At 69.6% G+C, this 15,277-nt stretch carries 16 protein-coding genes; 5 read left to right on the forward strand and 11 right to left on the reverse strand.

What is annotated here, in order from left to right; genetic code table 11:
• Position 1: 1 nt before the first annotated feature.
• The 6 genes from B5Y19_RS03720 to htpX all read right to left on the reverse strand — a co-directional run bounded on the left by B5Y19_RS03720 (position 2) and on the right by htpX (position 6,620).
• Complete coding sequence (locus B5Y19_RS03720) at positions 2-490, reverse strand: YbaK/EbsC family protein (RefSeq protein ID WP_055729110.1); 489 nt, start codon at positions 488-490, stop codon at positions 2-4.
• The gene (locus B5Y19_RS03725) at positions 487-765 is read right to left on the reverse strand and encodes a hypothetical protein (RefSeq protein WP_055729109.1); all 279 of its coding nucleotides are present in this window, start codon (positions 763-765) and stop codon (positions 487-489) included. Before B5Y19_RS03725 ends, B5Y19_RS03720 begins: the two co-directional genes overlap by 4 nt.
• 57 nt (positions 766-822) lie before the next feature.
• Entirely contained in the window at positions 823-2,415 is a 1,593-nt protein-coding gene (gene purH, locus B5Y19_RS03730; RefSeq protein ID WP_055729108.1) for a bifunctional phosphoribosylaminoimidazolecarboxamide formyltransferase/IMP cyclohydrolase, read from the reverse strand.
• A 109-nt stretch (positions 2,416-2,524) separates the two neighbouring features.
• Positions 2,525-4,270 carry a heparinase II/III family protein gene (locus tag B5Y19_RS03735; RefSeq protein WP_079591126.1) on the reverse strand — a complete coding sequence of 582 codons (1,746 nt, stop codon included), beginning with the start codon at positions 4,268-4,270 and terminating at the stop codon, positions 2,525-2,527.
• A gap of 57 nt (positions 4,271-4,327) precedes the next feature.
• The gene (locus B5Y19_RS03740; protein ID WP_055729107.1) at positions 4,328-5,689 is read right to left on the reverse strand and encodes an RsmB/NOP family class I SAM-dependent RNA methyltransferase; all 1,362 of its coding nucleotides are present in this window, start codon (positions 5,687-5,689) and stop codon (positions 4,328-4,330) included.
• A 1-nt stretch (position 5,690) separates the two neighbouring features.
• A complete protein-coding gene (gene htpX / locus B5Y19_RS03745; RefSeq protein ID WP_055729106.1) occupies positions 5,691-6,620 on the reverse strand; it encodes a zinc metalloprotease HtpX in 930 nt (309 codons plus the stop codon).
• Between the two features lie 145 nt (positions 6,621-6,765).
• On the opposite strand from htpX, the gene B5Y19_RS03750 reads away from it, so the two are divergent.
• The gene (locus B5Y19_RS03750) at positions 6,766-6,969 is read left to right on the forward strand and encodes a DUF1674 domain-containing protein (RefSeq protein WP_055729137.1); all 204 of its coding nucleotides are present in this window, start codon (positions 6,766-6,768) and stop codon (positions 6,967-6,969) included.
• Positions 6,970-7,057: 88 nt separating this feature from the next.
• Entirely contained in the window at positions 7,058-8,362 is a 1,305-nt protein-coding gene (locus B5Y19_RS03755) for a class I SAM-dependent methyltransferase (RefSeq protein WP_055729105.1), read from the forward strand.
• Between the two features lie 108 nt (positions 8,363-8,470).
• Here the strand turns inward: B5Y19_RS03755 and B5Y19_RS03760 are convergent, their stop codons facing one another.
• From B5Y19_RS03760 to B5Y19_RS03780, 5 genes are all read right to left on the reverse strand, one after another.
• Complete coding sequence (locus B5Y19_RS03760; RefSeq protein WP_055729104.1) at positions 8,471-8,788, reverse strand: DUF2853 family protein; 318 nt, start codon at positions 8,786-8,788, stop codon at positions 8,471-8,473.
• A 151-nt stretch (positions 8,789-8,939) separates the two neighbouring features.
• Positions 8,940-9,461: a L,D-transpeptidase gene (locus B5Y19_RS03765; RefSeq protein WP_055729103.1), complete on the reverse strand. Its 522-nt coding sequence runs from the start codon at positions 9,459-9,461 to the stop codon at positions 8,940-8,942.
• Between the two features lie 127 nt (positions 9,462-9,588).
• Complete coding sequence (locus B5Y19_RS03770; protein ID WP_055729102.1) at positions 9,589-10,413, reverse strand: heme ABC transporter ATP-binding protein; 825 nt, start codon at positions 10,411-10,413, stop codon at positions 9,589-9,591.
• Positions 10,406-11,485, reverse strand: a complete 1,080-nt coding sequence (locus B5Y19_RS03775) for a FecCD family ABC transporter permease (RefSeq protein WP_055729101.1) — start codon at positions 11,483-11,485, stop codon at positions 10,406-10,408. The genes B5Y19_RS03770 and B5Y19_RS03775 overlap by 8 nt, the downstream gene beginning before the upstream one ends.
• Before the next feature lie 23 nt (positions 11,486-11,508).
• The gene (locus B5Y19_RS03780) at positions 11,509-12,468 is read right to left on the reverse strand and encodes a heme/hemin ABC transporter substrate-binding protein (protein WP_079591127.1); all 960 of its coding nucleotides are present in this window, start codon (positions 12,466-12,468) and stop codon (positions 11,509-11,511) included.
• 357 nt (positions 12,469-12,825) lie between these two features.
• Here B5Y19_RS03780 and B5Y19_RS03785 point away from each other — a divergent pair, with 357 nt between their 5' ends.
• The 3 genes from B5Y19_RS03785 to B5Y19_RS03795 all read left to right on the forward strand — a co-directional run bounded on the left by B5Y19_RS03785 (position 12,826) and on the right by B5Y19_RS03795 (position 15,277).
• On the forward strand, positions 12,826-13,173 hold the full coding sequence (locus B5Y19_RS03785; RefSeq protein ID WP_055729135.1) for a heme-degrading protein HmuQ: 348 nt from the start codon (positions 12,826-12,828) through the stop codon (positions 13,171-13,173).
• 10 nt (positions 13,174-13,183) lie between these two features.
• The gene (gene hutX / locus B5Y19_RS03790) at positions 13,184-13,702 is read left to right on the forward strand and encodes a heme utilization cystosolic carrier protein HutX (RefSeq protein WP_055729100.1); all 519 of its coding nucleotides are present in this window, start codon (positions 13,184-13,186) and stop codon (positions 13,700-13,702) included.
• A gap of 219 nt (positions 13,703-13,921) precedes the next feature.
• On the forward strand, positions 13,922-15,277 hold the full coding sequence (locus B5Y19_RS03795; protein WP_055729099.1) for a hypothetical protein: 1,356 nt from the start codon (positions 13,922-13,924) through the stop codon (positions 15,275-15,277).

The raw sequence follows: 15,277 nt of genomic DNA on the forward strand, positions 1-15,277 counted from the left end.
GTCACTCCGCCGCCGCTGTCTCCGGCAGCGCTTCCTGGCAGACGTCGACCCATTCCGCCTGTGTCAGCTCCGCCATGCGCGCCGGCCCGATGCGCAGCGCGCTATGCGTCGAGCCGGCCGCCGGCACGACGATGTCGTAGGCCTTCAGCGAGAGGTCGCAATAGATCTTGAGCGGCGTGGCGAGCCCGAAGGGGCAGACGCCGCCGACGGGGTGGCCGGTCAGGGCCTCGACCTCTTCCTGGCCGAGCATGCGCGGCTTGCCGCCGAGCGCGGCCTTGGCCTTGCGGTTGTCGAGCCGGGCGTCGCCGCGGGTGACGACGAGCACCACCTCCTCGCCGATGCGCAGCGACAGGGTTTTTGCGATCTGGCCCGGCTCGACGCCATGGGCCGCCGCGGCGAGCGGCACGGTGGCGCTGCTCTGCTCGGTGACGATCACGGCGATGTCGGGGGCGTGCTCGGCGAAGAAGGCGCGGACGGATTCGAGGCTCATCGGACGATTCGGGAAGTCAGCCACAGGATCAGCAGGCCGGCGAGAGCCGGGACGCCGAAGACGAGGAGGAAGATCGGAGCTTCCTCCATCACAGTATAGCCTGCCCGGCTGACGCCGATCCAGAGGTTGATCAGCGCGCCGACGAACCAGAGCGGCAGGAAGAGCCTGATCGCGAAGGGAATGGGCCGGCCGGCGGATACGGCCAGACGGGGCGCGGCCACGAGCAGAATGCCGAGCAGGGCGAAGCCGATGCCGATGACCTTGATCGTGTGCACGTCGTCCTCCGCGTCAGTCGTCTCGCCGCGGAGGCTGGCGCGCCACCGAGGCCGCCGTCAATGGCGGAAGTGGCGGTGCCCGGTGAAGACCATGGCGAGGCCGGCTTCGTCGGCCGCCTTGATGACCTCGTCGTCGCGCATCGAGCCGCCCGGCTGGATCACCGCGGTGGCGCCGGCCTCGGCCGCCGCCAGCAGGCCGTCGGCAAAGGGGAAGAAGGCGTCGGAGGCGACGACCGAGCCCTTGGCCAGGCTTTCCGCCACGCCAGCCGCCTTCGCGGCCTCGGCGGCCTTCCAGGCGGCGATACGCGAGGAATCGACCCGGCTCATCTGGCCGGCGCCGATGCCGACGGTGGCAAGGTCCCTGGCATAGACGATGGCGTTCGACTTGACGTGCTTGGCGACGCGGAAGGCGAAGCGCAGATCGGCGAGCTCGCGCTCGCTCGGCTGGCGCTTGGTCACGACCTTGAGTTCCATGTCGTCGACGACGGCGTTGTCGCGCGACTGGGCGAGGAAGCCGCCGGAAACGGTGCGCAGCGCGAGACCGGGCGCGCGGACATCCGGGAGGCCGCCGGTCAGCAGCAGGCGCAGGTTCTTCTTGGCGGCGATCATGGCGATCGCCTCCTCGTCGGCATCCGGCGCGATGATGACCTCGGTGAAGACCTCGACGATCTTCTTCGCGGCCTCGGCGTCGAGCTTGCGGTTGAGCGCAACGATGCCGCCGAAGGCCGAGACGGGGTCGCAGGCGAGCGCGCGCTCATAGGCCTCGAGCAGCGAGCCGCCGGCGGCGACGCCGCAGGGATTGGCGTGCTTGACGATGACGCAGGCGGCGGACGCCTCGGGCGCGAACTCGGCGACGCATTCGAAGGCGGCGTCGGTGTCGTTGATGTTGTTGTAGGAGAGCTGCTTGCCCTGGACCTGACGGGCGGTCGAGACGCCCGGGCGGTTCTCCGGCGTGCGGTAGAAGGCGGCCCATTGATGCGGGTTCTCGCCATAGCGCATGGTTTCGGCGAGGGCGCCGCCCAGCGCCCGGAAGGCCGGAGCCGTGTCGCCCAGCTCATTGGCGAACCAGTTCGAGATCGCCGCGTCATAGGCCGCGGTGCGAGCATAGGCCTTCTGGGCCAGCTTGCGGCGCAGCGTCAGCGTGGTCGCGCCCTTCTGCGCCTCGAGATCGGCAAGGACGGAGGGATAGTCCGCAGGCTCGACCACAACGGCGACGTCGTGATGGTTCTTGGCGGCGGCGCGGATCATCGCCGGCCCGCCGATGTCGATGTTCTCGATGCAGTCGTCATAGGCCTTGCCGGCCGCAACCGTCGCCTCGAAGGGGTAGAGGTTCACGACGAGCAGATCGATCGGCTGGATGCCGTGGCCGAGCATCGAGGCCTGATGCTCGGGATGCGAGCGGATGGCGAGCAGGCCGCCATGGACCTTCGGATGCAGGGTCTTGACCCGGCCGTCCATCATCTCGGGGAAGCCGGTGAGGTCGGAGACGTCGCTGACCGGCAGGCCGGCCTCGGCGATGGCCTTGGCGGTGCCGCCGGTCGAGACCAGCGCAATGCCGAGCCTGTGGAGCGAGCGCGCGAAGTCGATCAGGCCCGTCTTGTCGGAAACGGAAAGGAGAGCGCGTTCGACGCGGCGAAGTTCATTCGGCATCGGGGTCAGGTCCGGTCTGGATTGCGACGAAGGCAGTTTCTGAGTTCGGCAGCCGCGCGCGGGCTATCATGCTGCGCCGCGAAAGGCAAAGCGCGCCGTCGCAGGACCGTCACGCGTCGGGTGCGGACTCGGCTCCTTCGCGCTCGGCGATCGCGGCCGCGACGGTCTTGCCGGCGCGCGGATTGGCGGCGCTGATCCGGCTGAAGCGCCAGGCGAGGCGCGGCGTCGCGACGACGTCGTAGGCGACGACCAGCTGCTCGGTGCGCCGCCGCCCGTCCGCCGCTGCGAGGAAGATGCTCTCCTCGATCGCGATCTGCAGCCCGCTGGCCTCGAAGCTCCAGACCTCGCCGGAGGCCAGCGCCAGCAGCGCGCCGCTGCCGTCGCGAACCAGGCTGGCGCGGACATGCGGATGCAGATGGAAGCGGATTGCGGCGGGCAGTGTGGCGCCGGCACCGGTCAGCGCGACCTCGTCCTCGCCCGAGAGGGCGGCGCCGTCGCGCGCGAGCAGGAGGCGCCTCGTATGCACGGCGCCCAGGCTGCGGCGATAGCCGTCATGGCTCGCCACCCATTCCGGACCCTCCACTCCGTCCTGACGCGCGACGCGGACGTCGCGCGGTCCCGAGACGATCCGGCTCTCGCCCAGGACCACCCCGAAATTCGCGCTCGAGCGGTCGTCGAGGACGAGGGTGGAATGCGCGGCGGTGCTGCGGGCGGCGAGCCTCAGCTCGGGCGGGCCGAAGCGGCTGGCGCCGCAATTGACGATGATGCGCTGTGGGCCGCTGGAGAACTCGAAGGCGAGGCAGCCGGCATGGGCCTCGGTCGAATAGGCGCCGCGCGGCGGTGCGCCGGCATCGGCGACGACGATGCTGCGCTCGGCGGCGAGGCGGCTGTAGCCGGAATAGGCGGCGTGCTCGGTCGGGCGCCCGCGCGCGTCGTCATAGGCGGCGAGCGTGGCCATCAGGTCGGGCGGTGTCGTGCCCATGCCATTGAACAGCGCCAGCGCCCCGTCGCCATGCCGGAACAGGCGCAGATGCGGCATCATCCGCTCGATCGCCGTCAGCACGCCCTGCGGCGGCTCGAGGCCGCGGGCGGCGAAGGTTTCGCGCAGCGGCAGCAGATCGAGCAGGAACTCGATCAGCAGGCGCGGATTGCGCGAGAGATGGCCGCCATCGGGCAGGACCTGCTCCTCCAGCTCGTCCGAGAGCTGGCTTTCGTAGCGGCGCCGGCGCGCATCCTGGCCGTCGAGGCAGATGGCGGCGAGCGTGACCGCGATGAGGCTGTTCAGCCGGTCGGTGCCCTCGACCGCCCCGGCGAGGGCGAGGCCCAGCCGATCGGCCAGCTGCGCGACATGGCGCAGATAGCGCTCGTAGAAGGCGTGGTCGGAGCCTTCGAGCAGCAGCGGCGAATGGGAGAGGAAGGAGATCAGTCGGCGGGCGGCGACGGCAGGCCGGCGCGCGATCTCGTGGCGGTAGCGGCGCCGGGCGATGAAGTCCTCGACCAGGCTGCGGGCATTGGCGCGGGCGATCGCCGTGTCGGCGGCGCGCATATGGCGCAGCCAGCCGAAGCCGTAGAGCGCCTCGGCCCAGGCCTCGCTCGGCGGCTCGACGTCGAAGGGGGATTCGCCATGGCTGCGCAAAGTGCGCCCGGCAAAGGCGTAGTAGCCGGCGTAGAAGTCTCCCGCCGTCGTCGGATCGGCGGTGCGCAGGTCATGCGGCGCGAAGAGCAGGCGGGTGGCGGTGCCGCGGCCGAAGGGCCAGAGCCGGCGCGTGGCGCCGACGAACTGGCCACGGGTCCGCCGTGCCGCCCGTCCGATCGCGGCCTGGGCCAAACCCCGTCGCTCAGTCCAGCCGTTCAAATCTCCCGTAAGCTCCGTCCCGGGGCGCGGCGGCGCGCCGCGCGAATCCCGGCTCCGTCATAGCCTGATCAGGCGGGTTGCGTAAAATCCCGCCCATCCCGAAAGACGCGCCGTTTCACCGGAAAGCTGATGCGGAAGGGTCCGGATATCGCCGTTCGCATCGATCGCCTCCGCCAAACCGCCGATTTCCGCCGGCTCAACGGGCCCGCGACGAAATTGGGGATGACGCGCCAGGAAGGCCGTGATCTGGGCCTCGCCCTCCTGCGCCTCGAGCGAGCAGGTGCAGTAGACGAGGCGCCCGCCGGGCTTCGTCAGGGTGGCCGCCGCGTCGAGCAGGCGCGCCTGCAGGCCGGCGAGCCGGTCGCGATCCTCCGGTGTCTTGGTCCAGGCCACGTCGGGGTGGCGGCGGATGGTCCCGGTCGCGCTGCAGGGTGCGTCGAGCAGCACCGCATCGAAGGGCTCGGCCTTCCAGTTTGCGGCATCGGCGGTGACGACTTCGGCCGTGAGGCCGAGGCGGGCAAGATTGGCCTTGAGGCGGCGCAGGCGCGGCGCCGACCGATCGAGCGCCGTCACTTCGGCTCCCGCGGCGGCAAGCTGCGCGGTCTTGCCCCCGGGCGCGGCGCAGAGATCGGCGATGCGTTCGCCGGGGCGTGCTGCCAGCAGCCGTGCGGGCAGGGCGGCCGCGGCATCCTGCACCCACCAGGCGCCTTCCGCGAAGCCGGGCAGCTCGGCGATGGCCCGGCGCTCGCGCAGCCGGACCGAGCCGGTCGGCAGGGCGACGCCGCCGAGCGCTTCGGCCCAGTGGGCCGGATCGGCCTTCACGGTGATATCGAGGGGCGGCTCCTCGCGGTGGCTCGCCGCGATCGCGGCCGCCGTTTCCGCGCCATAGGCGTCGTGCCAGCTCTCGGCCAGCCAGTCGGGCGTGTCGCGGAAGGCGTCGGCCCGGCTCTCGGCCAGGACCGCGTCGCGCTCGCGTACGAGCCGGCGCAGCACGGCATTGCCGAGCGAGGCATAGCGGGCGGAGCGCGCATCCTCGTGCAGATGGCGGATGGCGAGATCGACGGCGGCATGGTCCGGCACGTCGAGGAAGAGGATCTGCGCCGCAGCTGCGGTCAGGATCGGCTCGAACGGGCCGGACTGGCGCGGGCTGCCGCGGTCGAGCCGCTCGTCGATAGCCTGCTGGATCGTGCCCAGCCGGCGAAAGGCGGTGACGGCGATGGCGCGGGCGAGCCCGGCATCTGCGGCGTCGAGACCGGCCTCCGGCAGCATCCGCTCGATGGTCTCGTCGAGCGCGACGCGGGCGCGCAGCACCTCGTCGATGACATCGGCGGCGAGACGGCGGGCGGGCAGGCCCGGCGCATCGTCGCGCTTCGGGGTCGCTGCCGGGGGCCGGCGGCGCGAGGGAGCGTGACCAGCCATCTCAGCCCCAGGGGCCGGGCTGACGCGGGGCGCTTCCCCATGGGCCGTTGCCGGCCTGGGTGGTGAAGCCCGCTGCGGACGCGGTGGCGCCGACACCCATGGCGCGCGCCTGCTCCATCAGCGCGGCGATGCGGTTACCAGTGTCGGGATGGGTCGAGAAGAGATTATCCATGCCGCCGCCGGTCAAGGGATTGATGATGAACATGTGCGCCGTAGCAGGCTTGGCCTCGGCTGTCTCGTTGGGAATGTGCTGGACGCCGGCCGCGATCTTGGCGAGGGCGTCGGCGAGCCAGACCGGGTTGCCGCAGATCTGGCCGCCGAGCTTGTCGGCCTCGTATTCGCGCGAACGCGAGATCGCCATCTGGATCAGGGCGGCCGCCATCGGCGCCAGGATCGAGAGCAGGATCTGGACGATCAGGTTCGGGCGGTTGTCGCGCGAGCCGAAGAACATGCCGAAGGTGACGAGCGAGGAGATCGCGCCCGCGAAGGTCGCGGTGATCGTCATGGTCAGCGTGTCGTGATTCTTGATGTGCGCAAGCTCGTGCGCCATCACCCCGGCCAGTTCCTCATAGGTCAGCGCGCGCAGGATGCCGGTCGTCGCTGCGACGGCCGCGTTCTGCGGGTTGCGGCCGGTGGCGAAGGCGTTGGGCTGGTCCTCATGGATCAGGTAGACACGCGGCATCGGCATGTTCGCGCGCGCCGCGAGGTCGCGCACCATGCCGTAGAGTTCCGGGGCGCTGCGTTCGTCGACCTCCTGGGCGTTATGGGCGGCGAGCGCCATCCGGTCGGAGTTCCAGTAGCTGAAGAGATTGGTCACGGCGGCGAAGCCGAGCGCCATCAGCATGCCGCCGCCGCCGCCGAGCAGATAGCCGACGGCGCCGAACAGCGCGGTCAGGCCTGCCATCAACATCCCGGTGCGAACGTAGTTCATCGATACCCCTTTATCGGCGGCGCTGCGCGGGAAAGCCCTCGCGAAGGCCAGGTCCGTGCCCTATGTGGTGGGGGCTATCCCGATCCTGCAAGAGAAACCGCGAGGAAGGCGAGCCGAGATGCCGGAAAAATCCAGCGACGACGACATGCCGGGTGCCGCCGGGCAGGCGCAGGCGAAGACGATTTCGCCCGCCGCCGAGCGGGCGCTCGCCGAGGCCGCCGCGCGACGGGCCGCGATCGATGCCCATGCCGCCGAAGTCGCCAAGGCGCGCGAGCTGAATGGCCGCGGCGGGCTCGAACCGGTGCGCTACGACGACTGGGAAGTGAAGGGCATCGCCAGCGATTTCTGAGGTCTCCGGCCGGATCGACCGGCGCGAAACATTGCCAAGCCGCGAGGTTGCGTCCAAACAGCGCCGGAAGGGCATTGGATTTTCGGTGATGGACAGCAACGACAAGCGTCTCGCGGCGCTGCGCCGCCTTCTGGCCGAGGCGCATGAAAAGCTCGGCCTGAAGCTCGGCTTCCGGCTCTGGGATGGCAGCTCCGTCCCGGCCGGCTGGCCCGCCGACGGGCTCGCCATCGCGATCGCCGACCCCGGCGTGCTTGCCGCGCTGATCCGCAAACCCAAGCTCGACACGCTGCTCAACCTGCACATCACCGACAGGATCGCGATCCGGAACGGTTCGATCTTCGATCTCGCGGCCGCGCGGCCTGACGGCAAGGTGGGCAAGCTCGCGCGCAACATCCCGAAGGGCGCGGTCTTCGATGTCGTCAGACGCTTCGTCTTCGCCCCCGGCAAGGCGGAAGCGGCGATCGGCCACCGCAAGGGCGACGAGATCGCGCGCGACGGCGCCCCGGCCACCAACAAGGCCAATATCGCCTATCACTACGACGTCTCGAACGATTTCTACCGGCTCTTCCTCGACGAGGAGATGGTCTACACCTGCGCCTATTTCACCGAGGACCATGGCGACCTGGCGCGGGCCCAGCGCGACAAGCTCGACATGATCTGCCGGAAGCTGCGCCTGAAGCCGGGCGACCGCTTCCTCGACATCGGCTGCGGCTGGGGCGCGCTGGTCTGCCATGCGGCGCGCCATTACGGCGTCGAGGCCCATGGCGTGACGCTGGCCGAGGAACAGCTCGCCCTGGCGCGCGAGAAGGTCGAGAAGCTCGGGCTGCAGGGCAAGGTCACGCTCCATCTCAAGGATTTCACCCAGATGGAGGGGGAGTTCGACAAGATCTCCTCGATCGGGATGTTCGAGCATGTCGGCATCCGCAACCATCCGTCCTATTTCCAGGCGGTGAACCGGCTGCTGCGGCCGCGCGGGCTCTACCTGCACCATTGCATCTCGCGTCGGGCCAAGAAGACCGAGAAGGCCTTCAACAAGATGCCGGCCGAGTATCGCGCGCTGGTGCGCTACATCTTTCCCGGCGGCGAGCTCGACCATCTGGGCATGTCGATCGCCAATCTCGAGCGCCACGGCTTCGAGATCCACGACGTCGAAGGCTGGCGCGAGCACTATCAGCGCACGACGCGGCTGTGGTGGGAGCGGCTGGAGGCCAACAAGGCGAAGGCGGAGGTCGAGATCGGGCCGGAGCGGACGCGGATGTGGCTGCTCTATCTGGCGGGCTGCTCGCTCGCCTTCGAGCGCGGCGGGGCGCTGGTCAACCAGACGCTGGTCTCGAAGCGACGCAAGGGCCCGTCCGGCCTCCCCCTGACGCGCGTCGATCTTTATCGCGACTGAACGGCTTTACGGCCGGCTGCGCCGCCGGCCATATCGTTCGTCCATTCTGCATCTGCGGGTGGGAATGCCCGGCGCAGGCCGGGCCAAGACTCACAGCTCGATCGAGATCTACTTCTTGATGAAGAGGTCGAGCTTTCCGTGGTGTTCCGCCAGCAGGTAATAGAAGGTCAGGCGGGACTTGGTCCTGTCCTCCTTCATGTGCTCGCAGACGGCCTTGATCGAGCCGTCGAGATCGCCGGACTTCAAGCCGAGCTTCTTCTTCAGGAAGTTCTCGCGGACGCGCTCGACCTCGGCCGGGTCGGAACAGGCGACGTAGCGGGTGTCCGGCTTGCTCATGACGAGTGCGTAGGATTTCGACATGCCGGCAAAGGCAGCCTCGTTCAACGGCTTCTTGGCGAACTTCTTCACGTCAGCGAGGTGGTCCATCGGGTAGCCCCTTCCTGGCCCGCGCGAGGCGGGCGGTTGCGTGTCGCGGCGCGACGTTAACGTGGTTTTTCACGGGGGGCGAGGGGGCGGCGCCTGCGATTACGGCTTTTGCGGGCGCTTGGCCGTCGTCTTTCGTCGAAATCCGGGCCGTTCAGGGCAGCACGACGACCGGGGTGCCCATCTGGACGCGGGCGTAGAGGTCGATCACGTCGCTGTTGTGCATGCGGAAGCAGCCATAGGAGGCAGCGGTGCCGACCGTGTTCGGCATGTTGGTGCCGTGGATGGCGTATTGCCCGCCCGGTCCCAGGCCGATCACGCGCGCACCCATCGGGTTGCGTGGCGAGCCGCCGGGAATGACGTCGGGCAGCCGGGGATTGTCGCGCTTGACCTCGGCCGGCGGTGCCCAGGCCGGATCGACCTGCATCTCCTCGACATATTTGACGCCACGCCACTGCTTGCCGGCCTTGCCGACGGCGATGGTGTAGCGGATCGCCTCGCCGGGCGCGACGACGAGATAGAGCTTCCGCTCGCCGGTGCGGATCACGATGGTGCCCGGCTGGAAGCGATCGTCGCGCAGGCCGACGACCTCGCGTGCCTCGGCCGATGTGCCGGCGGCGAGCCCGAATGCCGCGAGGGCGGCGGCGAGGCCGAGGGCGGCGGCGGATCTGGCCATGGTCGAGACTCCCGTTCGGATGCTGGCGGGAGTTTGACGGGCGCAGCCGTGAAGCAGCGGTTGAGCGATATGGTGAAGCCGCGATTCAGGATGAATCGCCGGTGAACCCGCACGTGCGGTCTTTCGGCTAGGCCGCGGGCCGGGCCCGGTGCTGCTGCGGCAGCAGGAAGGGCAGGCCGGGCGCAGGCGCGCGGCTCAGCGTCAGGTCGACCTTGAAGACCTGGCGCAGCAGCGCGTCGTCGAGCGTGCGCGCTGGCGGTCCCTGCGCGATGATCCGCCCCTGGTCCATCACCACGAGATGGTCGGCATAGGTCACGGCGAGGTTGAGATCGTGCAGCACGATCAACACCGCAACGCCGCGCGCGGCGATGCTGCGCGCCATGTCGAGCAAAGCGAGCTGGTGACAGAGATCGAGGCTGGCGATCGGTTCGTCGAGGAACAGCACCTGCCTTTCGGCGATGCTGCGGCCGGCTTCGAGCTGGCAGAGGACGCGGGCGAACTGGACGCGCTGCTGCTCGCCGCCGGAGAGCGTCTGGTAGCGCCGCCCGGCGAGGTCGATGACGCCGGCTGCCGCGAGGCTCTCGGCGACGATCGCCTCGCGCCGCTGGCGCGTCAGCGCCCGGCCGACGCCGTCGACGCCGAGCCGGGCGACCTCATAGGCGCTGAACGGGAAGGCGAGCCGAGCATGCTGGGCCATGACCGAGCGCAGGCAGGCCAGGCGCCAGGCCGGGACCGTGCCGAGCGGCGCCCCCGCGATCTCGATGTGCCCGCCCACCGGCTTGAGTTCGCCGGTGAGGAGCTTGAGCAACGTCGATTTCCCGGCGCCGTTCGGGCCGATCAGGATCGTGGTCATGCCGCCGGCGAGGCCGAGGCTCGCTTCGGCGACCAGGCGTCGTCCGCCGGCGGCGAAGCTCACGCCATGGCTGGAGAGGATCGGCATCGGGTCAGACATCGAGGACGCTCGTGCGGCGCAGCAGCAGCCAGAGGAAGAAGGGCGCGCCGATCGTGGCCGTGACGATGCCGATCGGCAGCTCCGCCGGGGCGACGATCAGGCGTGCGGCGATGTCGGCGCCGACCAGTAGCATCGCGCCGCCCAGCGCCGAGAGCGGCAGCAGCAGCCGGTGATCGGGGCCGACGGACAGGCGGATCAGATGCGGCACAACGATGCCGACGAAGCCGATCATCCCGGCCGAGGCGACACTGGCGCCGACCGCGAGCGCGACGAGCAGGATCGCCAGCGCCTTGATGCGCTGCACGGGGATGCCGAGATGATAGGCCTCGGCCTCGCCCAGCATCAGGCCGTTCAGCCCGCGCGCCAGCAGCGGCATCAGCAGCAGGAGCGGCAGGATGATCGGCGCCACCGCCGAGAGCTTCGTCCAGCTCGCGCCGCCGAGGCTGCCGAGCGACCAGAAGGTCAGGTCGCGCAGCTGCCGGTCGTCGGAGACGAAAGCGAGAAGCCCGGTGAGCGCACCGGCCAGGGCGCCGAGGGCGACGCCGGCCAGCAGCATGGTCGCCACCGAGGTGCGGCCGCCGCGGGTGGCGATGAGGTAGAGCGCCAGCGTCGAGGCGAGGCCACCGCAGAAGGCGCCGGCGGGCAGCAGCGCGAAGGGCAGCTTCATCATGGTGCCGGCCAGAAAACGGTCGCCCAGCACGATGGTGGCGGCGGCGGCCAAGGCGGCGCCGCTGGAGACGCCGACGAGGCCGGGGTCGGCCAGCGGATTGCGGAACAGCCCCTGCATCAACGCACCCGAGACGGCGAGCCCGGCGCCAACGAGCAGGCCGAGCAGCACGCGCGGCAGGCGGATATTGAGGACGACGAGGACGTCGCGGCCTTCCAGCAGCGTGGCATCGCCGGTGAGCCTGGCGATCAGGATCTCGGCGACTCGGCCGGGCGCGATCGAAATCGCGCCCTGGCCGATCGCGACGATGGCGAGCAGCAGGCAGGCGAGGGTGAGCCCGGCCAGCGCGAGGGCGCCGACGCGGCGGCGCCCGGTGATCAGCGTCGCGAGCGGCGAGGGAGCCATTGCGGGAGAAGGCGCGGCGAGGGTCACGGGGCGGCGGCCGTCTTCAGCGGCGGGATGCCGGCTTCCGGATAGATCGCGGCCATGAGATCGCGCGCCGCCATCGGCGTGCGCGGTCCGAAGCCGAGCAGGTAGAGCCCGTCCATATGCAGCAGCCGCTTGCCCGCCGCGGCCGGGGTCTGAGCGAAGGAGGGCATGGCGAAGAGCTCGTCGGGGGTGATGTTGTGGGCGCTGCTGTTGCGCATCATCAGCACCATTTCCGGCGCGGCGGCGGCGATGGCCTCGTCGGTCATCGGCTTGTAGCCCTCGATCGCGTCGGCGACGTTGAGGCCTCCCGCAAGCGAAATGATCGCGTCGGCCGTGCTGTTGCGGCCGCCGACCAGGGCGCGGCCGTTCTGGAGCGAGAGCAGGAAGAGCACGCGGCGCTTCTTCGCGACGGTGGAGCGCAGGGAGGCGAGCTCGTCGAAGCCGGCCCGGGCCCGGGCCGCCAGGCGCCCGGCCGGTCCGGCGGCGCCGACAGCGGCGCCGATCGCGGCGATCTTGGTGGCGACGCCATCCGGCGTCAGCCCGTCGGTGATGCGGACGAGCTTCACGCCGGATTCGTTGAGCAGGGAAATGGCGTCGGGCGGGCCGGCACCCTCGATCAGCATCACGAGAGACGGCTTGAGCGAGAGCACGCCCTCGGCGGAAAGGGCACGGACATAACCGATATTCGCCTTGTCCTTCAGGGCTTCGGCCGGGAACTGGCTGGTGGAGTCGACGCCAACGATTCTGTCCTGGAGGCCGAGCGCGTAGAGCACCTCGGTGATGACGCCGCCGGCGACGACGATGCGATCGGGCGTCTGCGCGAGGGCTGAGCCAGTAAGGCCTGCGGGCAAGGCGAGCCCGCGGAGGCCGAGCGCCGCCAGTGCGAGGCACGTGGCGAATTCGCGTCGGCTCGGACGGGAGGGAAGGCGTTGCGTCGCGGGGATGCGCGAGCCGGACATATGGCAACTCCATGCACGGCCGGGGCAGCGGATCGCTATCCGAAGCAGATCGGCCAATTCAGAAGGCGGTTTTCAGTTTACAATGATTCAACTCAAGTAATTTCCTGTTTTTAATTACTCAAAACAAGAAATACTTACATGTATTGTTGACGGTGATATTCGGCTTTACTACAAGGGGTCAAGGGCGGCGCCGGAGTGCGCCGGTTCCGGCCGCGGCACCTTGTCCGCCGCCGGATCGTGCCATGCGCTTTTCCGGGATGGGCGCCTCGCTGAGGCGGCATGCAGGGCTGGCGCGAGCGCTTCGCTCCGCTGCCCGTTCCAGCCGCTTCCCGCGGCAGTGCCAGCGCAGGGTTTGCCATGTTCATCGCCATGAATCGCTTCAAGGTCGTCAAGGGCGAGGAGGCCGCCTTCGAGACGGTCTGGTCCTCGCGCAAGAGCCGGCTCGACGAGATGCCGGGCTTCCTGTCCTTCCATCTGCTGAAGGGGCCGGAGAAGGAGGACCACACGCTCTATTCGTCGCATACGAGCTGGGCTGCGAAGGAGGATTTCGTTGCCTGGACCAAGTCGGAGCAGTTCCGCGAATCGCATCGCAATGCCGGCCAGCCGCGCCCGAAGCCGATCTATCTCGGCCATCCCGAATTCGAGGGTTTCGAGACGATCCTGACCGAAACCAACCCGCATCTGCCCCGCCAGGCGGCCGAGTGAGGGCGGCGGGATGACGTTGCTGGAAACAGCCGCGCCGGCGGCGATGGAGCGGGTGCGCGAACTGCTCGCGGCCAAGCCGGACGGCGTGATCGAGGCGATCGCGCGCGAGGCCGGCGTGTCGACGCTGGTCGTGCTCGAGCAGGCGCCGGCGAGCGACCGCGTCCTCGTGGCGCCGGAGCATTTCGAGGCGCTCTGGCAGGATCTCGCGACCTGGGGCGAGGTGCTCTTCATCGTGCACACCCCCGACATCGTGCTCGAATGCGAGGGCTCCCTGCCGGTCGGCTCCTTCGGCCATGGCTACTACAACATCCATGGCGACAGCCCGATCGGCGGCCATATCAAGGCCGGCAACTGCACGGCGATCTATGTCGTGGATCGCGCCTTCCACGGCCGCCGCTCCTGCTCGGTCCAGTTCTTCAACGGGGCGGGCGAGGCGATGTTCAAGGTCTTCGTGCGGCGAGACGCCGCTCGCGAATTGCTGCCGGATCAGCTAGAGCGCTTCGAGGCGCTCAAGGCGAAGTTCGTCTGAGGCCGCAAAAAAGGCGACATCCTGCGCTTGACGCAGATGTTTCCGGGGAGCCGAGGCTCCCCGTCACCGGCTGGTCATGACTGAGATTTACCGATCGTTAACCATACCGTCGCAGCCTGCGCGGCAGAAGGCCCGTCGTTCGTGAGCGCGCCTGCCGATCCTTCCGGCACTGGCGCGGCCGATGACAGGCTGTCCGATCAGCCTGTGGTGGATGTCGATATGACCGCTCATGTCGCCATGGAACGTGCGCTGCTGCCGCCCAGCCGGCCGGCCCTCGCCCTGGCGGCCGGGCGCCGCTTCGTCGCGGCGCGGGCGCCGATGCTGCGTTCGGCCGTGCTGCTGGGGTTGCGCTTCGTCCAGGCTCGGCTGATTTCGGTCTGGGGTCTCCTGATCGCTGCCGCGCTCTGCCCGCCTTTCGTCTTCGCGGCTTTCGCGGTCTTCTCCGCCGCGGTGAACTTCGTCTCGACCGCTTCGCTGCTGCGCCTGGAGGCAGTGTTCTTCCAGAGCGGCGACCGGGTCCGGCTCGGCCTCGCCTTCCGGCTTGCGACGGCGGTCGGCTTCGCCTTCTGTGTTGCGGTGGCAGCGGTTCTGATCGGGCTCGCCGCCTTCGGCTGGATCGCGCCTGCGGTCGGGTTCCTGTTCTTCGGTTCGCTGGTCGCCCGTTCGGTGCTGCGGCTGCTCTGGGCCGAGGCCACGGCCGAGGGCGATTTCCGCGCGATCGGCAACAGCAATGTCGTGCAGGCGATGGTCCAGCCGGCGATCATGCTGGTGTTGATCGTCATCTTCGGGCCCAAGGCGCTCGCGTTGTTCCTGGCCGATATGCTGGGGCATGTGCTGGCCGCCGGTTATCTGCTGCGGCGACGTTGGCCGGCGGTGCTGAGGCTCGCGCATCCGGCCCTGTGGTCGTGGCGCGGCCTCCTCGGCGCGGCCTATCGCTGGCGCGACGCCCCGCGGGCGATGCTGCCGGCGGCGCTCCTCGCCTATGGCTTCGCCATCGCCCCGGTGCTGGCGCTGCCCTACGCCTCCAACACCGTGCTCGCCGCCCAGATCGCCCTGTCGATGCGCCTGCTCGACATGCCGACCCAGATGTTCGGCACGGTCTCGATCCCGGTGGTGCTGAACCGGCTGCGGGCCTGCCCTGGGCAGCGCCGGCGCCTCTGGGCGCGGATCATGGCGCTTGCGCTCATCGCCGGGGCGGTGCTGCTCTTCGGCGCCATCGCCTTCACCTTCCTGCTGGCGGACCCGTGGCTCGTCGGCACGCAATGGGAGGATCTCGGCGTCGTGATCGCGCTGATGGCGCCGTTCTATGTCGGCATCGCCGTGCTGGCGCCGCTGCAGGAAATGGCGACGCTGTCGCGCCAGCCCCTATGGCAGGTTGCGATCAACGCGCTGGCGCTCGTCGCGATCATCGTGGCGATGGCCTCCTTCGGCGCGCTTTCGCCGGCCCTGCTCGAGGTGATTGGCCTGATCTCGGTCCTGCGCATGCTAATGCATGCGGTGTTCATCTGGCTGCATCTCGGCCATGTCGAGGACGTGCCTGCCAGCGGCCTTGCCGTGGGCAGCGCGGCGCGCTGA

This window comes from Allobosea thiooxidans (assembly GCF_900168195.1).
In the GTDB taxonomy this organism is placed as follows: Bacteria; Pseudomonadota; Alphaproteobacteria; order Rhizobiales; family Beijerinckiaceae; genus Allobosea; species Allobosea thiooxidans.